Genomic DNA, 16,000 nt, shown 5'->3' on the forward strand with positions numbered 1-16,000 from the left:
TGCTGTTTTTATTTCTTTTTGCGGGTAGCGTAGACTCTTGCGAGTGTAATCCAATCTCCTGCAGGGCTTTTGGCAATGCTTCGCCAGGTGAATGAATTATCGGTGATATCGGAGAAAATCCATTTCATAGCTTTTGAGGTTATTTCAGTGAGGATGATTTCGTCACCTTCCTTGCGTGCTTCGAGACGTGCACATTCTTCGGGGCATCCATAGAATATTTCCCAAACTTGTCTTTCGATATTGAACAAGCGGATGGTGGTTCCGTAGGCGGCATCGGGCTGAATATCAGTGAGCCGCTCTGCTCTTGAAGGGACAATGAAAACGTCTTGTACGGCCATACCGTCGAGTACCCATGAGAATATCCATTCGCCTTTCATACGGCGTGGGGTGGAGGTATTGAGTCGGTCGTTCCAGTCGAGGTCCCATTCGCCAATGACTTTTCCGAAGTAATTGAATTCTTCAGGTATTTTCTCATTCTTACATTTGCAAACTAGTGCTTCTTCAAATTCTTTCATGATCTTCTATTTAATAGTGTTCAAAGGTTATTTCTGTTCTATAACGTTCGCAGACAAAGATAAATAAATTCTGCTCTATTCTTGATGGATGAGTTAAAAAGTTATTTTATCGGGGTTCATTCGGGTATCTTCAAAAGCTAGGATGACAATGTCGTTTCCTTCAATCATATAATAAATGATATTCAAAGGGGTAACAACACATTGTCTGATTCCCGGATAGTGAATACTCTCTTGAAAGGCCAACGGATAACATTGTATTATTTTAAAGCAGTGCTCCAATTCATCAATCAGATTATTATAACATTTGGTTCCCCAAGCATTCAGAACCTTATCACATGTCTTGTCAATAGCCTGTTGGGCTTTAGGAGTAATTACGAGATTATAATTCATCCTTGTATTTCTTCATGAAGTCTGAGACTGGAATTGCCAACCCCTTTTTGTATTCTTCCCGGCTGATTTGTATATCTTTCAAAATATGTTCGGGTATTTCCCTTGATGATATATCTTGTTGATATGACATAACAGGTTCGTGGAGTGAGAATGGCTCACTTTCCGGATATTGATATTCTACGTTTTTTTTCTTCATAGTCGTATATTATTTATTATTAGAGTATGACTACAAATATAGGAACTATTCTTGAAAAAAGCGGGTCGGTAGATAAAAAAACAACAAACTATTCCACCCTCGCATCACGATAACGTGCGGGGGACATGCCGGTGTGAGCTTTTACAAACTTGCCGAAGAAGGATTGGTTGGGGAAGTTGAATTCTTCTGCAATTTCTTTGATGGATTTGTCGGAGTGTTTCAGGCGGTGTTTGATATGCTCGATGGCTGTTTCGTTGATTAGTTCCAAAGGTGTCCTTCCACATGTTTTCTTGACGACTTTCGACAGATATTTGGGGCTGTAAAAGAGCGCATCGGCAAAATAAGATACCGAACGGTGCATGCCATTGTCTGCCGATAACTTTTCAGCGAATTTCCGGAAAATATAATCAGCCTGTTTAATCCCCTCTTTCGCATGTCCGACCTCTCCCAGTTCGATGGCTTCTTTGTGGAGAGTTCCCAGCATCTCACAGAAAAGTGCGGAAAACAGATGTTGTATTACTTCTTTATGATAATGATGAGGATCGTCGTTTATCTTTGCAACGATTAAATCCTTGTAATAAAAAAAGATTTCATTTTTGTTTTCACCAACGTGCTTTATCGGATTATTATGTATATAGATGGCCGTATTCCATGTCACTTTCTCCATTTTGAGGACACGTTGCAGGAAGCGGGTGGAGAAACCGGCAAGCCTGATTTTATTCCTGGGACTTAACATAATATGGCTGATGATGGTATTGGGAAGGCCAAGTAGCAGGTCGCCATCTTCCAATTGATAAGTTTTGCGGTTTATATCCAGCTGAATGCAGCCTTCCACGCAAATAGCCAGAAGAAAACAATCTAATCGTACCGTATCATTACCGGTTGGAGCTCCTTCCAGGCTGTTCACTATTGCAAAATCGTCATCTATATAATCGATGATGTGCTCGTTGGTCTTAAAGTCTTCTATACTGACAGTTTTGATTTCTTCATTTTCCATACACTCTATTTTTGTTTTTGCAAATTTGGCGAATAACCGGACAACTAAGATGTTCTATTTCACTACTTTGATGTTCTGTATTCCGCATGGGTGTATAAAATTAGCGTAAAAAAGCGATGGTAGGGGAAAATAAGACATCCTTGGAGAGAAATGGGGCACTATGGCTATGTTCCTTTCGTCTACATTTGTCCCAGTTTTTAATAGCAATAGTATGAATAAAACAAGTAAAAAATGGATACGGCTGATAGGGATTGTCGGTTGTACGATGTGGATGGCATCCTGTAAACAAGCTCCGGATGCACAGATGAAATCTTCTTATTCAATTATGAAAGTGGCTCCGGCGGACAAAGAGCTTACTTCTTCTTATTCGGCGACGATACGTGGGCGGCAGGATATCGACATTTATCCTCAGGTATCAGGAACTATCGAGAAACTTTACGTAACTGAAGGGCAAAAAGTACGTCGTGGGCAAGTGCTGTTCGTTATTGACCAGGTGCCTTACAGGGCAGCTCTCAAAACGGCTACTGCTAACGTGGAAGCGGCACGTGCCGCACTGGCAACAGCAGAATTGACCTATAACAGTAATAAGGAACTGAATGCTCAGAAGGTCGTTTCGGACTTCAGCCTGCAAACGGCTGAGAACACTTTCCTCTCTGCCAAAGCACAATTGGCACAGGCCGAAGCGCAGGAACTGAATGCACGCAATAACCTCTCTTATACGGAAGTGAAAAGTCCGTGCGATGGTGTTGTGGGCGCATTGCCTTACCGTGCAGGTGCATTGGTGAGCGCGAGTATACCGCAGCCGTTGACGACAGTAAGCGACAATTCTGATATGTATGTTTATTTCTCCATGACTGAAAACCAGTTGCTGGCCCTGACCCGCGAGCACGGCAGCATGGACGACGCATTGAAGAACATGCCGGAAGTGGAACTGAAGCTGAACGATAATTCGGTTTACGACAAAAAAGGAATCATAGAATCCATCAGCGGAGTCATCGACCGGCAGACAGGTACGGTGGTGGCACGTGTGGTATTCCCCAACGAATCGCGATTGCTTCATAGCGGAGCATCGGGCACGGTAGTGATACCGAGCGTTTATAAAGACTGTATCGTTGTCCCGCAGGGGGCGACTGTCCGGTTGCAGGATAAGACTGTTGTCTATAAGGTTGTGGACGGCAAGGCTGTCTCCACCCTGATAACCGTAGCTGGTATTAACGACGGGCGCGAGTATGTCGTGCTCGACGGGTTGAAAGCCGGTGATGAAATTGTATCGGAAGGTGCCGGGTTGGTACGCGAAGGTACTGTCGTAAAATAAAACAAGGAGAAAAAGAATATGAAAGGAAACATATTTATAAAACGGCCGGTGATGGCTATCTGTATCTCCGTGCTGATTTTGGTGATAGGGCTTATTTCGCTCTTTACGCTGCCGGTGGAACAGTATCCCGACATTGCGCCGCCTACGGTTTATGTGACCGCTTCTTATACGGGAGCCGATGCCGATGCTGTGATGAACAGTGTTGTCATGCCGCTGGAAGAAAGTATTAACGGGGTGGAGAATATGATGTATATCAGTTCCACTGCCACGAATGCAGGTTCGGCAGTCATACAAGTATATTTTAAGCAAGGGACAGATCCGGATATGGCGGCTGTCAATGTACAGAACCGTGTATCCAAGGCACAGGGACTTTTACCGGCAGAGGTAACAAGGATCGGTGTGACTACACAGAAACGCCAGACCAGCTTCCTGCAAATCGGGGCAATGGTTTGTACCGATGGACGCTACGATCAGACGTTCCTTGCCAATTATCTGGATATAAATGTCATTCCCCAGATTAAACGTATTGAAGGTGTGGGTGATGTAATGGAATTAGGTGATACATACAGTATGCGTATCTGGCTGCGTCCGGAACGGATGGCGCAGTACGGCCTTGTCCCTTCGGACGTGACGGCAGTGCTGGGCGAACAGAATATCGAAGCGCCTACCGGTTCGCTGGGAGAAAATTCGGAGAATGTTTTCCAGTTCACGATGAAGTATCGCGGACGTTTGAAAAGCGTGGAAGAGTTTCAGAACACCGTTATCCGTTCGCAGAGCGACGGTTCTGTACTTCGCCTGAAAGATGTGGCTAATGTGGAACTGGGTACGTTGACGTACAGTTTCCGTAGCGAGATGGACGGTAAACCGGCTGTTCTTTTCATGATGTTCCAGACAGCAGGTTCTAATGCAACCGCTGTCAACAAACAAATAACTGCCCAGATGGAGCAGATGGAGAAGAGCTTACCGGAAGGGACGGAATTTGTCACGATGATGAGTTCGAACGACTTCCTTTTCGCTTCCATACATAATGTGGTGGAGACGCTTGTTATTGCTATCATCCTGGTTATCCTGGTGGTGTACTTCTTCCTGCAAGACTTGAAGAGTACGCTTATCCCGTCTATTTCTATTATAGTGTCGTTGGTCGGAACATTTGCCTGCCTTGTGGCTGCCGGATTCAGTTTGAATATCTTGACCTTGTTTGCGTTGGTACTTGCCATCGGAACGGTGGTGGATGATGCCATTGTGGTGGTCGAGGCGGTGCAGTCGAAGTTCGATGCCGGATATAAGTCGTCTTATCTCGCTACGAAAGATGCGATGGGCGACGTGACGATGGCTATCGTTTCCTGTACCTGCGTATTTATGGCAGTGTTTATCCCTGTAACATTTATGGGCGGAACGTCGGGTGTGTTCTATACACAGTTCGGTATCACGATGGCTACTGCGGTAGGTATCTCCATGATTTCGGCGTTGACTCTTTGTCCGGCTTTGTGTGCCATTATGATGCGTCCGTCGGATGGAACGAAGAGTGCAACGAGTATCAACGGACGGGTACGTGCTGCTTATAATGCTTCGTTCAATGCTGTGCTGGGTAAATATAAGAAAGGTGTAATGTTCTTTATCCATCATCGCTGGATGGTGTGGACTTCTTTGGTTGCGACTATCGTTCTGTTGGTTTATCTGATGAGCACCACCAAGACGGGACTCGTGCCGCAGGAAGACCAGGGCGTTATCATGGTGAACGTAAGTACTTCGCCGGGAAGCACGCTGGAAGAAACAAACAAGGTAATGAACAAGCTGGAAGATATTTTGAATAATACTCCTGAAATAGAACACTATGCCCGTGTTGCCGGATATGGACTTATGTCCGGGCAGGGTACTTCTTACGGAACAATTATCGTTCGCCTGAAAGACTGGAGCGAGCGAAAAGGGAAGGAGCACAACTCCGATGCCGTGGCTGCACGCCTCAATGCACAGTTCTACGGTATAAAGGAAGCACAGATATTCAGTTTCCAACCTGCCATGATTCCGGGGTACGGTATGGGTAATTCCCTTGAACTGAACCTTCAGGATAGAACTGGTGGCGATATGGCTACATTCTATAATTCGTCGATGCAGTTCCTCGGTGCGCTCAACCAGCGTCCGGAAATAACGATGGCCTATACTTCTTATGCGATGAACTTCCCGCAGATATCGGTAGATGTCGATGCGGCAAAATGTAAACGTGCAGGTATCTCACCGAGCACCGTACTCGATGCCTTGGGCAGTTATTGCGGTGGCGCTTATATCTCGAACTTCAACCAGTTCGGTAAAGTATACCGCGTAATGATGCAGGCTTCGCCCGAGTATCGCCTGGACCAGCAGTCTTTGGATAATATGTTCGTGCGTAACGGAGCGGAAATGGCTCCTATCAGCCAGTTCGTGACATTGACGGAAGTGCTCGGACCGGAAACGTCCAACCGTTTCAATCTGTATAGCACCATTACAGCGAATGTGAACCCGGCCGAAGGATATTCATCCGGTGAGGTGCAGAAGGCTATCGAAGAGGTGGCAGCACAGAGCCTGCCGGCAGGATATGGATACGAATACGGCGGTATGGCCCGCGAAGAGGCCAGCAGTAGCGGTGCACAGACGGTTTTCATTTATGCTATTTGTATATTCCTTATCTATCTGATTTTGGCTTGTCTTTATGAGAGCTTCCTGGTTCCGTTTGCCGTGATTTTTTCCGTACCGTTCGGGTTGATGGGTAGCTTCCTGTTCGCCAAGATATTCGGATTGGAGAATAACATCTATTTGCAGACGGGTGTGATTATGTTGATTGGTTTGCTGGCAAAGACGGCTATCCTGATTACGGAGTACGCCATCGAACGCCGCCGCAAAGGAATGGGGATCGTCGAATCGGCTTATTCAGCCGCACAGGTTCGTCTGCGTCCTATCCTGATGACGGTGTTGACGATGATTTTCGGTATGCTGCCGTTGATGTTCTCCAGCGGTGCAGGTGCCAACGGTAACAGTTCGTTGGGTACGGGTGTCGTTGGCGGTATGGCTGTCGGAACACTGGCGTTGCTGTTTGTAGTTCCGGTATTCTATATCATCTTTGAATATCTGCAGGAAAAGATACGTAAACCGATGGAAGAAGAAGCCGACCTACAGGTTATGCTGGAACAGGAGAGAAGTGCAGCCGAACGTGGCGGCGTTGAATAATCAATAAATAAAAGGAATATGAAAAAGATAATTCTGTTAACGACTGTATCTGCCTTGCTAAGCAGTTGCGGCATATACAGCAAATATAAACCCGCTACCACCGTCCCCGACCATCTCTATGGCGAGGAAGTGGTGGCAGAAGACACCGCCAGCTTCGGCAACATGGAGTGGCGTGAACTCTTCACCGACCCGCAGCTGCAACAACTTATCGAACATGGTTTGCAGAACAACACCGATTACCAGTCGGCCCAACTCCGTGTGGAGCAGGCCGAAGCGACTTTGATGTCTGCAAAACTGGCATTCCTCCCTTCTTTCGCCTTTACGCCGCAGGGATCTGTGAGTAGTTTCGACGGTCGTAAGGCAACGCAGACTTACTCGTTGCCTATCACCGCCAGCTGGGAACTCGATATCTTCGGACGTATGCGTAATGCGAAAGAACAAGCTAAAGCACTATTTGCCCAAAGCCGTGACTATCAGCAGGCGGTCCGCACCCAGCTGATAGCCGGTATAGCCAACACCTACTATACTTTGCTGATGTTGGACGAGCAGCTTTACATCACGCGCCAGACGGAGGAAGCATGGAGCGAAACCGTTGCTTCCACCCGTGCCCTGATGAAAGCAGGCTTGTCCAACGAATCAGCCGTATCGCAGATGGAAGCGGCATATTACCAGGTACAGTCCTCCGTGCTGAACCTGAAGGAGCAGATAAACCAGGTAGAAAACAGTCTCGCCCTTTTGTTGGCTGAGACTCCGCGATATTATGAACGGGGAGAGTTGGGAGTACAACAGTTCCCCGACAATTTCTCCCTCGGTGTTCCCATGCAGATGCTGGCAAACCGTCCCGATGTCCGTTCGGCCGAAAGGACGCTGGAAGCCGCTTTCTACGGGACCAACCAGGCGCGTTCCGCTTTCTATCCCTCGATAACATTGAGCGGTAGCGCGGGATGGACGAACAATGCCGGTTCGATGATTGTAAACCCGGGCAAGTTCCTTGCTTCGGCAGTCGGTTCGCTGACACAGCCATTGTTTGCCCGTGGGGAGATTATCGCCCAGTACAAGATTACCAAGCTGCAACAGGAAGAGGCGGCCCTTGCCTTCCAGCAATCATTGCTGAATGCCGGAAGCGAGGTAAATGACGCTCTGACTGCTTGCCAAACCAGCCGTGAAAAGAGTTTCTTGCTGGACAAGCAAATCACGTCCCTGGAAGCAGCATTAAAAAGCACTTCTCTGTTGATGGAGCACGGCACGATCACTTATCTGGAAGTGTTGACCGCCAGGCAGAGTCTGCTCAGCGCACAACTGACCCGTACCGCCAACCGTTTTACTGAGATACAAAGCGTGATTAATCTCTACAGGGCTTTGGGGGGCGGAAGAGAATAGCCCACTGTTTTTTATTTTTCGTACAACAAAGGAGGGGTTGCCTGGAAAGTGATTTTAGGGCAGCCCGTTTTTATGCCTTTCAGTGATAAGATTATACAATAATAGTCTCTGCCTGTGGCCCTCGGCCTATACCGATTTTTCGGTGGCCTCCACTCCCTGAAAAGAAGGGAAAGGAGACCTTGTCCGTTCGGTCGGGAAGAACTCGCTGTTGCTCCTGAATCTACCTCCCGATAAACGCGGTTTGATCCACGAAAACGATATTTCTTCCCTGATTCTCCGCTTTGCTCCCGTACGTTGCAACAAGGCCCGGATTATTATAAACGGGGCAAGGGATATTCCGCAACTATCGGAGATAGGCTTTTATAAGGCTTCAGAAGAAGAAATATAATGTATATAATGCCAGGCTGATTAGCGCGGCAATATTGAAGATCTACGGAAGTGCCTCGCTAAATAGTCTGGCATTTTTGCAGTTGTAGGAAATGCCTTTTTAAATAAGCCGGCACTATTGTAGGACTCCTAAATTGCCGCGCTAATCAGCCTGGCAATATTTTTATTTGTCCGGACTTGTTTCTCCGCTTTTTATCCCTTATCTTTACCTGCGTAACTTTAAAAGAACAACGCATGAGCCATAAATTTCCTACCATATCGGTCACCAAACTGTTTGTAAGCATCGACCCTCGTCCGGCAACCGAAGAAGAGCGCTGGATGGGCCTTCCTGCCATCGTTCCCGGTTATCGTCCGAGCGGCAATACGTTTATCGATCATTTTATGCCGTTGCTTCATGCCGGAGGGGCACTTCCAGTGGAGTATTATGCCAAGGAACTTGAAGTGAGCGTCTCCGATTTAAACGGTGCAATAAAGGTGCTGGCCGGTACGTCGGTCGCGAAGTTTATCGAAGACTATTCGCTGGAGATGGCCAAATACATGCTAGCGCATAGTAAATCTGAAATACGGGCGGTGGCACAGCGTTGTGGTTATAGTCCCAGCGGCCTGTTCCGGGTTTTCCGGCGACGCTTTAAGATGTCGCCGGAAGATTGGCGGTGGAACTATCGTATTTCTTGACGAGGAACGATCAGCAGTTAAATTCTTCGTCGGAAGAAGGGGCACCCTTCTCAAACTCATTTTTTAGCTGTCCGACCCATTTCCGGACTCTTTCATCGGTTTTATCGGACTGGTTCTCTATGTCCAGTATCAATCCGAGGAATTGCCCGTTTTGCAGTGCACCGGATCGGTTGAAATGGTATCCTTCCGGCGACGTCCTTCCAACCAGGGTGGCTCCCCGGTCGGTGAAGGCCTTTGCCAGAATGCCGATTCCATCGGCGAAATTATCCGGATACTTCTTCTGGTCTCCCAATCCGAAGAGGGCGACTTTCTTGCCGGTCAGGTCGAGACCGGTAAGTTCGGGGAGCGTCTCGTCCCAGTAGGTCGGCAATTCGCCGTCGAACCAGGTGGAAGAGCCAGCGATGATATATTCATATGCATTAAACTCCTTTTCATCGGATTGTTCGACAGGAATGATATCGACGATATCTTCTCCGAAGGCTTCCTTTATCTTTTTGGCGACAGCAGCAGTCTTAGCTGTCGCGGTTCCGTAAAATAATCCTATTTTTTTCATTATTCGTTTGCTTTTTTAGTAATCCAACAATTCTTTTGCCGCCTTATAAATCTTCTCTTCATTCGGCAGGATTGCCTTTTCGAGTATCGGGTTGAATCCGACGGGGGTGAAGAGGGAGCCGACGCGCTGTATCGGAGCGTCCAGGTATTGGAACAGTTCGGCGCCAATCATACTGGCAATTTCCGCCCCGAAACCGGAGAAGACTTTGTCTTCATGCACAATCAGGACTTTGCTTGTCTTTCTGACAGAGTCGAAAATAGTCTCTTTATCTAACGGTATCAGGGAGCGGAGGTCGATAACTTCGACATTCCGATTATGTTCCCGTTGTAACCGTTCGGCAACGTTCAGGCAAAGATGAGTGGTATTACCGTAAGTGATAATGCTCATATCGTCTCCCGGGCGGCGGATGCGTGCTTTGCCGAAAGGAACCTCGAAGTCATCGGGAACCACGGCCGAGGCTTCCACCGCATTATATAAAGCTTTCGGTTCGAGGAAGAGGGTGAACCCTTTCGAACGCATGCTTGTCCGGAGCAATCCGGCGGCATCATCGGCAAATGAAGGGTAAACGATTCGTGCACCTGGCAAGGTCGTCAGCGCCCCTTCTATCGTTTGCGAATGATACAGGCCGCCGCCGATGTATCCGCCCGAAGCCAATCGAAGCGTGATGTTGGGCGTGAACTGTCCGTAGCTTCTCCAGTATTCATGGGTACATTCCACATACTGTTCGACTGCCGGCCAGAAATAATCGGCAAACTCGGCGCCTTCTATCACGACATGTATTTTGGGGTCGAAACGACACATGCCGTTGGCCGTGCCGACGATATAGTCTTCGGCAATCGGAGCGTTGAAGACACGGGCGTCGCCAAACTCCTGCTGCATCCCTTTCGAGATGTTGAAGACGCCGCCTTTTTCTTTATTGGCAATATCCTGTCCCCAAATGAAGGTGTCCGGATTATACCGGAACTCCGCTTTCAGCGTCTTGTTGATGGCAGTGACCAATGTCTCTTTTTCTCCCTTTTCATCGTGTGGTATGCCATTTGTATACTTCCGGGGGATATAAGGTTCGGGCAAGACAAAATCAGTAACCGTGGCTGGGTCAGGGTCGGGAGCGGCAAGCGCTTTCCGGTTGGCTGCGGACAGGTCTTTCTTTGCTTTGTCTTCTATCTCCTTTAACTCTTCTTCGGTGAAACGTTTATAGCGGAGAAGCATGCGGCGGAACTTATACAAAGGGTCTGCCGCTTTTACATAATTCAGCTCGTTTTCATCGCGGTATAACGTATGTTTGTCCGAGTTTGAATGAGAGCCGATGCGTACGCAGTTAGCCTGTACGATGACCGGCGTACGGTTGAGGGCATACTCTTTGGCCTCTGTCATGGCGTTCATGGAGTCGAAGACGTCTTTGCCATTGCAATGGATAATCTTCAGGTTCTTGAACCCCGAGAAGTTGTCGGCAACCTTGCGGTTGGCGGTCTGGTCTTCTTTCGGGACGGAAATGCCATATCCATTATCCTGGATGACGAAAATGACCGGCAGGCGTTCAGTGCTGGCACCGTTGATTGCTTCGTAGACGAAGCCTTCGGAAGTGGCCGATTCACCGTGGGAAGTGATGGCAACCCCCTTGTGCCCGTAGTAAACCATGGCACGCCCGACGCCGGCAGCATGCAAATCATGTGTGCCGGTTGCGGAGGATATATTTTCGATGTTCCATTCTGTTTTTGCAAAATGGTTGGACATGTGGCGGCCTCCGCCAGTCAGGTCGGTCGCCTTGGAGATGCCGTTGAGTATAATTTCTTCGGGAGTCATTCCTGCCGATAGAACGGTGAGCATGTCCCGGTAATAAGGGAACAGGAAATCTTCTCCCTTTTTGAAAACCTGCCCGACCGCAAGCTGAATCCCATCATGTCCGGCGTAGGGAGCATGATACGACCAGCCCAGCGATTGCAGCAGGTAGGCAGGGGCCTTTTCGTCGAGAGCCCGGCCGAGTGTCATCAGATAGAACCACTTTTGCAGGGTTTCTTTATCCGTATTTTTTATATCGTACTTTTTCATGTTTAATTGATTTACTTATTAAAGACTCCAGTTTTCCAGATAATCGGCAATGCGGCGGAGGAAAGCACCTCCCAGGGCACCGTTGATAAGACGGTGGTCGTATGACAGGGACAGGTACATTTTATGCCGGATTCCGATGGTGTCGCCTTCCGGTGTTTCGATGACCGCCGGCTTTTTCTCTATATAACCGACTCCCAGGATGGCAACCTGTGGTTGGTTGATGATTGGTGTAGCGAACAGGTTCTTGAATGTACCGAAGTTCGTGATTGTGAAGGTGCCTCCCTGAATATCGTCCGGTGCGAGCTTGTTGTCGCGTGCCTTGTTTGCCAGGGTGTCTATGGCGACAGCCAGGCCATTCAGGTTCAGCTTGTCGGCGTCGCGAACAACCGGGACAATCAGATTTCCGTCATCCAGCGAGACTGCGATTCCTACATTGATATGTTTCTTCAGAATGATTTGATAGCCATTGACGGAGGCGTTTACCTGGGGAAATTCGGACAAGGCTTTTGCCGTTGCCTCCGTAATGGCCGGCATATAAGTCAAGCTGATGCCTTCCCGTTTCCGGAATGTCTCCTTGTTGCGTGAGCGCCATTGAACCAGTTTGGTGACATCCACTTCCACGACAGTTGTCACATGGGGCGATACGTTCTTCGACATAACCATATGGTCGGCGATAATCTTGCCTACACGGTCCATTTCCATCACCTTGTCTTCGCTGCCGGCTGATACCGGGGCGGAAGATATTACTTGTGAAGCGGGAGCGGAAGGTGCCGGACTTGTCTGTGCCGGTTTGGTTTGTGAAGCCGGAGCCGGTTTACTTTCGGTTACAGTCTGTGAGGCTGGTTGGGATTGCGTTATCATTGTCGCATCTCTCTTTCCCGAGAGATAATCTTTCATATCTTTTTTACTCAGGCGCCCCATATAGCCGGTTCCTGGAATCCGGTCCAGTTCATCCTGCGACAGATTAGCGTCGCGGGCCATCTGAAGTACGACGGGTGAATACCATCTTTCGTCTTCTTTGGCGGCCTGTGCTTTAGGGACGGGAGCGGCGGAGGGAACGTTCTTGTCATTTGCCGGTGTTTCAGCAAATTCTTTTTCGGGAATGGTCGTATGGGCGGCTGTATCATTATCCGTATCATCTTCCGAGCCTTTGAGTCCGATGATAGCAACGGTTGTGCCAACCGCAACGGTGTCGCCTTCCTGAAATAATATTTCAAGGACTTTCCCGGCAACGGGAGAGGGGATTTCCGCGCTGACTTTGGCTGTGCTTACTTCAAAGAGTACGTCGTCCTCATTGATTGAGTCGCCGGTTTTTACAGACCAGGAGATAATCGTTCCTTCTGTAATGCTTTCGCCCAGCTTGGGCATTTTTATTTCAAATGTAGCCATAATATAATTAACTTTTATCTTTTTGTTTATCGCCGGATGAATAAATCAAACGGACGTGTCCGGGTTTATTCTATTGTTTTAATGGAACAAGGAAGGGAGGGTGAAAGTTCTATATTACAGGGTGTAAGTATTGAAAATCCAGTTTACGTCAGCATATTTTTTATTCCTTAACAACCGGATTTCTTCCAGGTCGTGGCAGGTGAATTCGTATGGTTCGCTGGAGGTGTTTTCGTTGGAGAAATAATCGGACAAAGACTGTTTGAATTCGTCGATGGAAACGGAAACAGGCAGCTTGTCTGTCAGGTTGGTTACCGGACTTTTTACTGATGGAACGTAATAAGGATGTGCCGTAACTTCTCCGCCGGTATATTCGGGAGAAGGCTGGAGGGCCCGGTCGAGTATCTCCAAGTCTGTGGAGAAAAGGAGCGTGGCATGATGCAGCATTCTCCGTTTGTGGATAGCTTGCGCGCTGCCCGAAATTTTAAGGCCGTCGATTGTCAGCCCCTGCCTTTCGTCGGAACGGGCATGTAGTCCGTAATGTTCCAGAAAGCGGATAATACTTTCGGTAAATACGGAAGAGCGTATCTGATTGCTGTTTTCGATGAAAGTAAGGTTCAGGTTTCCCATATCGTGATAAACGGCACCGCCACCGGAATAACGGCGTGCCAGCCTGATTCGTTTTTGCCGGGCATATTCGATATCCGTTTCTGCCCGGATATTCTGGTATTTGCCGATAACGACAGCCGGTTCATTCTGCCACAACATAAAGATATCTTCTGAGAAATTCTTTAGGAGGTATTCTTCTGCGGCAAGATTGAACCAGGCGTCTGTATGGGTGTTATGAATGCAAAGCATTATAAATATAAGCTTTCGTGGATGACTTCCCCGACTGTCGGGTGGGGGAAGATGTTCTTTTTGAATTCTTCGATGGTAAAGCCGTTCCCGATGGCGATGCCGGCTGCGATGATGATTTCGGAAGCCGGATTTCCCAGAAGGTGGCAACCGATGATACGGTCGTCGGTATCCGTTATTAGTTTGCACAGTCCGGCGAACGATTCGTTCTCGGCTATAAAGCGTCCGGAGTAGGTCATCGGTATCTTTACTACATTATATATAATACCGGCAGCCTGTAACTCCTCTTCCGTCTTTCCTACGCCGGCAACTTCCGGATTGGTGTAGACCACGGCCGGGACAGCCTTATAGCTCATCCGGTCATCGTGTCCCAGTAAGTGGTTGATGGCGACTTCCGCTTCCCGATATGCAGTATGGGCCAGCATGGAAAAGCCGGTGATGTCCCCACAGGCATAGACGTTAGGGTGGGAGGTTTGCATGTATTCGTTTACCTTTATGCCGTTTCGGAGAAGTTCGATGCCCAGTGTTTCGATGCCCAGGTTTTTTGTGTTGGCTTTTCGTCCGACACTGACCAGTATCTTGTTGGCTTCGATTGTCTCAGTCTTTCCGTCCTTTTCCACAATCACGCTGTCGGGTGTGACTTCGATGACTTTTGTCTCAAGAAAGAATTCGACGCCCTTTTTGGTATATTCGGACCGCAGCATTGCAGATATCTCCTTGTCCATCGCACCGAGTATCTCGGGCATCATCTCGATAACTTTCACTTTAACTCCCATGCTGTTGAAGAAAGAGGCGAATTCGATTCCGATTACTCCGCCGCCAATAATGGCAATCGACCGGGGAAGTTCTTTCACATCCAGTGCTTCTTTCGAAGTCCAGTAAGCAATCTCCGACAATCCTTTTATCGGTGGAATGACGGTTTCCGAACCGGTACAGAGCAAAATATTCTTTACCGCAAAAACTTCCTCGCCGCACTGAATCAATATATATCCGTCTTCCTCTCCCCGGATTACAGCTTCTCCCTGTATGATTGTCACGCCGTTGCCGTTCAGCTTGGCTTTGACACCCAGTGTCAGTTTTTTGACGGTCTTGTTTTTACGTGCGATAATTTTGCCCAAGTCGAAGCCCGGGGCATTGTCTGCCTGGATTCCGTATTTGGCGGCACTTTTTATGCTATCCAGTATTTTGGCTGAATATAATAATGTCTTAGTCGGAATACAGCCTTCGTTCAGGCAAACCCCGCCAATGGCATTCTTCTCAAAGAGGATTGTTTTTAATCCATTTTCGGTGGCCCGTTCACCGGCTGTATAGCCGGCCGGTCCTCCTCCGATAATGGCTATGTCATATTTCATAACCAGCAAATTAAATTATTCAAAAGTAAAGAAACGTTCCTGGATGGGATTGAATTCTTTTTCTCCCGGCTTTTGGGTCGGTGTTCCGAACGGCATTTGTGCGATAAGCTTCCAGTTCGGATTGAGTTTCCATTCATTTTGCACCTTTTCATCGATTAAAGGATTGTAATGTTGAAGGGAAGCACCTAAACCGGCATCCTCCAGCATCGTCCAGATAGCGAACTGGTGCATGGCAGAAGTCTGTTGCGACCAGACAGGGAAATTATCCTTGTAGCTGGGAAATGCTTTCTGTAAATTTTCAACCACTTCCATGTCTTCAAAGAACAAGACGGTGCCATATCCGCAATCGAAACTGGTATTTATTTTGGCAAGTGTCTTTTCAAAAGCTTCTGCCGGAACGATAGCTTTCAATGCTTCTTTGGTGATGTCCCAGAACTTCTTATGATTTTTGCCCAAAAGAAGAACGATTCGTGTCGACTGCGAGTTGAAGGCAGAAGGTACGTTTTTCACTGCGAATACGATGAGTTCTTTAATCTCATGGTCCGAAATAGGAGAGCTGTTGGTGATGTTATAGTAGGTTCTCCTGTGTTCTACTGCTTCTTTAAAGTTTCTAGTCATAATTTTTACGTAAGTATTTATGTTTATTATTATTACTAGAACCAATAAAGTTGTATTTTTGTTGTACGGAAGCTTGTATGTATTTATAAGTGAAATTTATTGGCGTTTTGTGTGGAATAATCAAAAAAAAT

General features: G+C 47.7%; 14 protein-coding genes. 4 read left to right on the forward strand and 10 right to left on the reverse strand.

Annotated elements, in window-relative coordinates:
- Positions 1 to 8: 8 nt before the first annotated feature.
- The 4 genes from K6V26_RS08125 to K6V26_RS08140 all read right to left on the reverse strand — a co-directional run bounded on the left by K6V26_RS08125 (position 9) and on the right by K6V26_RS08140 (position 2,098).
- Positions 9 to 515, reverse strand: coding sequence for a hypothetical protein (locus K6V26_RS08125; RefSeq protein ID WP_224265062.1), 507 nt, complete (start codon positions 513 to 515; stop codon positions 9 to 11).
- 93 nt (positions 516 to 608) lie between these two features.
- A complete protein-coding gene (locus K6V26_RS08130) occupies positions 609 to 905 on the reverse strand; it encodes a type II toxin-antitoxin system RelE/ParE family toxin (RefSeq protein WP_048317405.1) in 297 nt (98 codons plus the stop codon).
- Entirely contained in the window at positions 895 to 1,101 is a 207-nt protein-coding gene (locus K6V26_RS08135) for a hypothetical protein (RefSeq protein WP_048317406.1), read from the reverse strand. The genes K6V26_RS08130 and K6V26_RS08135 overlap by 11 nt, the downstream gene beginning before the upstream one ends.
- A gap of 88 nt (positions 1,102 to 1,189) precedes the next feature.
- The gene (locus tag K6V26_RS08140; RefSeq protein WP_224265063.1) at positions 1,190 to 2,098 is read right to left on the reverse strand and encodes a helix-turn-helix domain-containing protein; all 909 of its coding nucleotides are present in this window, start codon (positions 2,096 to 2,098) and stop codon (positions 1,190 to 1,192) included.
- A gap of 211 nt (positions 2,099 to 2,309) precedes the next feature.
- Here K6V26_RS08140 and K6V26_RS08145 point away from each other — a divergent pair, with 211 nt between their 5' ends.
- From K6V26_RS08145 to K6V26_RS08160, 4 genes are all read left to right on the forward strand, one after another.
- Entirely contained in the window at positions 2,310 to 3,413 is a 1,104-nt protein-coding gene (locus tag K6V26_RS08145; protein WP_010803288.1) for an efflux RND transporter periplasmic adaptor subunit, read from the forward strand.
- Positions 3,414 to 3,431: 18 nt separating this feature from the next.
- Positions 3,432 to 6,614 carry an efflux RND transporter permease subunit gene (locus tag K6V26_RS08150; RefSeq protein ID WP_224265064.1) on the forward strand — a complete coding sequence of 1,061 codons (3,183 nt, stop codon included), beginning with the start codon at positions 3,432 to 3,434 and terminating at the stop codon, positions 6,612 to 6,614.
- A gap of 18 nt (positions 6,615 to 6,632) precedes the next feature.
- Positions 6,633 to 7,994 carry a TolC family protein gene (locus tag K6V26_RS08155; protein WP_224265065.1) on the forward strand — a complete coding sequence of 454 codons (1,362 nt, stop codon included), beginning with the start codon at positions 6,633 to 6,635 and terminating at the stop codon, positions 7,992 to 7,994.
- Between the two features lie 621 nt (positions 7,995 to 8,615).
- Entirely contained in the window at positions 8,616 to 9,056 is a 441-nt protein-coding gene (locus K6V26_RS08160; protein ID WP_010803285.1) for a helix-turn-helix domain-containing protein, read from the forward strand.
- Positions 9,057 to 9,066: 10 nt separating this feature from the next.
- Here K6V26_RS08160 and K6V26_RS08165 read toward each other — a convergent pair whose 3' ends face one another.
- From K6V26_RS08165 to K6V26_RS08190, 6 genes are all read right to left on the reverse strand, one after another.
- Positions 9,067 to 9,609 carry a flavodoxin gene (locus tag K6V26_RS08165; RefSeq protein ID WP_224265066.1) on the reverse strand — a complete coding sequence of 181 codons (543 nt, stop codon included), beginning with the start codon at positions 9,607 to 9,609 and terminating at the stop codon, positions 9,067 to 9,069.
- 15 nt (positions 9,610 to 9,624) lie between these two features.
- On the reverse strand, positions 9,625 to 11,658 hold the full coding sequence (locus K6V26_RS08170) for an alpha-ketoacid dehydrogenase subunit alpha/beta (RefSeq protein WP_224265067.1): 2,034 nt from the start codon (positions 11,656 to 11,658) through the stop codon (positions 9,625 to 9,627).
- 18 nt (positions 11,659 to 11,676) lie between these two features.
- Entirely contained in the window at positions 11,677 to 13,047 is a 1,371-nt protein-coding gene (locus K6V26_RS08175) for a dihydrolipoamide acetyltransferase family protein (RefSeq protein ID WP_224265068.1), read from the reverse strand.
- Between the two features lie 114 nt (positions 13,048 to 13,161).
- Positions 13,162 to 13,902 carry a lipoate--protein ligase family protein gene (locus K6V26_RS08180; protein ID WP_224265069.1) on the reverse strand — a complete coding sequence of 247 codons (741 nt, stop codon included), beginning with the start codon at positions 13,900 to 13,902 and terminating at the stop codon, positions 13,162 to 13,164.
- A complete protein-coding gene (gene lpdA, locus K6V26_RS08185) occupies positions 13,902 to 15,251 on the reverse strand; it encodes a dihydrolipoyl dehydrogenase (protein ID WP_224265070.1) in 1,350 nt (449 codons plus the stop codon). The genes K6V26_RS08180 and lpdA overlap by 1 nt, the downstream gene beginning before the upstream one ends.
- Before the next feature lie 15 nt (positions 15,252 to 15,266).
- On the reverse strand, positions 15,267 to 15,869 hold the full coding sequence (locus K6V26_RS08190) for a nitroreductase family protein (RefSeq protein WP_224265071.1): 603 nt from the start codon (positions 15,867 to 15,869) through the stop codon (positions 15,267 to 15,269).
- Between the last annotated feature and the right edge of the window lie 131 nt (positions 15,870 to 16,000).

This window comes from Parabacteroides goldsteinii (genome assembly GCF_020091425.1).
Lineage (GTDB): Bacteria > Bacteroidota > Bacteroidia > Bacteroidales > Tannerellaceae > Parabacteroides > Parabacteroides goldsteinii.

Bases quoted from the DNA above. Each gene is read 5' to 3' on its own strand.
- K6V26_RS08125 (WP_224265062.1), bottom strand. From the start codon at position 515: ATGAAAGAATTTGAAGAAGCACTAGTTTGCAAATGTAAGAATGAGAAA.
- K6V26_RS08130 (WP_048317405.1), bottom strand. From the start codon at position 905: ATGAATTATAATCTCGTAATTACTCCTAAAGCCCAACAGGCTATTGAC.
- K6V26_RS08135 (WP_048317406.1), bottom strand. From the start codon at position 1,101: ATGAAGAAAAAAAACGTAGAATATCAATATCCGGAAAGTGAGCCATTC.
- K6V26_RS08140 (WP_224265063.1), bottom strand. From the start codon at position 2,098: ATGGAAAATGAAGAAATCAAAACTGTCAGTATAGAAGACTTTAAGACC.
- K6V26_RS08145 (WP_010803288.1), top strand. From the start codon at position 2,310: ATGAATAAAACAAGTAAAAAATGGATACGGCTGATAGGGATTGTCGGT.
- K6V26_RS08150 (WP_224265064.1), top strand. From the start codon at position 3,432: ATGAAAGGAAACATATTTATAAAACGGCCGGTGATGGCTATCTGTATC.
- K6V26_RS08155 (WP_224265065.1), top strand. From the start codon at position 6,633: ATGAAAAAGATAATTCTGTTAACGACTGTATCTGCCTTGCTAAGCAGT.
- K6V26_RS08160 (WP_010803285.1), top strand. From the start codon at position 8,616: ATGAGCCATAAATTTCCTACCATATCGGTCACCAAACTGTTTGTAAGC.
- K6V26_RS08165 (WP_224265066.1), bottom strand. From the start codon at position 9,609: ATGAAAAAAATAGGATTATTTTACGGAACCGCGACAGCTAAGACTGCT.
- K6V26_RS08170 (WP_224265067.1), bottom strand. From the start codon at position 11,658: ATGAAAAAGTACGATATAAAAAATACGGATAAAGAAACCCTGCAAAAG.
- K6V26_RS08175 (WP_224265068.1), bottom strand. From the start codon at position 13,047: ATGGCTACATTTGAAATAAAAATGCCCAAGCTGGGCGAAAGCATTACA.
- K6V26_RS08180 (WP_224265069.1), bottom strand. From the start codon at position 13,902: ATGCTTTGCATTCATAACACCCATACAGACGCCTGGTTCAATCTTGCC.
- lpdA (WP_224265070.1), bottom strand. From the start codon at position 15,251: ATGAAATATGACATAGCCATTATCGGAGGAGGACCGGCCGGCTATACA.
- K6V26_RS08190 (WP_224265071.1), bottom strand. From the start codon at position 15,869: ATGACTAGAAACTTTAAAGAAGCAGTAGAACACAGGAGAACCTACTAT.